The organism is Aeromicrobium sp., assembly GCF_049587115.1.
Taxonomy (GTDB): Bacteria; Actinomycetota; Actinomycetes; order Propionibacteriales; family Nocardioidaceae; genus Aeromicrobium.
In genome coordinates, this window is record NZ_JBAVDI010000098.1 from 1 (window position 1) to 1510 (window position 1510).

Annotated in this window: 2 protein-coding genes; both read left to right on the forward strand. The window is 66.7% G+C overall.

Annotation, left to right across the window (positions count from 1 at the left end; translation table 11 throughout):
- Positions 1–968: branched-chain amino acid ABC transporter permease (locus WB461_RS09525; protein WP_423852496.1), on the forward strand; the 968-nt coding region annotated here is incomplete at its 5' end.
- The coding region (locus tag WB461_RS09530) for an ABC transporter ATP-binding protein (RefSeq protein ID WP_423852497.1) at positions 961–1510 on the forward strand (550 nt) is incomplete at its 3' end. The genes WB461_RS09525 and WB461_RS09530, both read left to right, overlap by 8 nt.

Below are 1510 nucleotides of genomic sequence, written 5' to 3' on the forward strand. Positions count from 1 at the left end.
GCTCGGACTGGTCGAGCGTGCTCTTCCTGGTCGTCGTCTACATGATCGTGGCCGTCGGGCTCAACGTCGTGATCGGACTGGCCGGACTGCTCGACCTCGGCTACGTCGGCTTCTACGCCCTCGGCGCGTACTCGATCGCGCTGTTCGGCTCGACCAACTCCCCGGTCGTCGAGGCGATGCAGAACAAGTTCGGGCTCTCGGAGGAGTGGGCGGTCCCGTTCGTGGCCTGCATCCCGATCGCCATCACGATGTCGCTGATCGCCGGTGTCTTCCTCGGCGCGCCGACACTGCGGCTGCGGGGCGACTACCTCGCGATCGTGACGCTCGGCTTCGGCGAGATCATCCGCATCACCGCACGCAACCTCGACAGCGTCACCAACGGTGCCGCCGGCATCACGCAGGTCCCGGTCCCGCCGGGTCCGGAGATCGACGGGCGGTCGTTCTTCAACACGATCGACGCCGAGCGGTGGTACTGGCTCGCGCTCTGCATCCTCATCCTCATCATCTGGCTGGCCAAGCGCCTCGAGAACAGCCGCGTCGGACGTGCCTGGCTCGCGATCCGCGAGGACGAGGACGCCGCGTCGGTCATGGGCGTGGCGGGCTTCAAGTTCAAGCTGTGGGCGTTCGCCATCGGCGCGACCCTCGGCGGCCTGGCCGGTCTGTTGTTCGGCTCGAAGCAGCAGTACGTCGAGCCCAACGCGTTCATGGTCCAGCTGTCGTTCCTCTTCGTGGCCATGGTCGTCATCGGCGGCTCCGGCAACATCTACGGCGCGCTCCTCGGCGCCTTCCTGCTCACCTACCTCCCCGAGCGGTTCCGCGGGTTCGTCGAGTGGCGCCCGTTCGCCTTCGGCGTCGCGCTCGTGCTGGTCATGATCCTGCGTCCGCAGGGACTGGTGCCGAGCAGACGGAGAGCCAGGGAGTTCGAGGACCGACGAGAAGAAGCCAAGGAGGCTGCTGCCGATGTCTGAGCAGACCCATGCCGAGAGTGGCACCGACACGAACGTCGTGCTGAAGGACACCTCCGACCACGACCAGATCGCGATCGAGGCGTCCGGTGAGGTGGGCGAGGTCCTGCTGGAGGTCGACCACGTCACCCTCCGTTTCGGTGGCGTCGTGGCACTCAACGACGTCAACTTCGAGATCCGTCGAGGCGAGATCCTCGGGCTCATCGGGCCCAACGGGGCCGGCAAGACGACGGCGTTCAACGCGATGACCGGCGTCTACACGCCGACCGAGGGCGCGATCCGCTTCAAGGGCAAGGAGATCGCAGGCACCAAGCCCCACAAGATCAACCACCTCGGCATCGCCCGCACGTTCCAGAACATCCGGCTCTTCCCGGAGATGTCGGCGATGGAGAACGTCATGGTGGGCTGCGACGCCCGCCACAAGACGAGTGTCGTCGGCGTGCTCTTCCGGACCTATCGGGTCCGGCCTGCCGAGAAGGACCTGCCCGAGTCCGGCATCCGCCGCAGCCTCGCCAAGGTGTTCGGCATCAGCCGCCACACGCTGG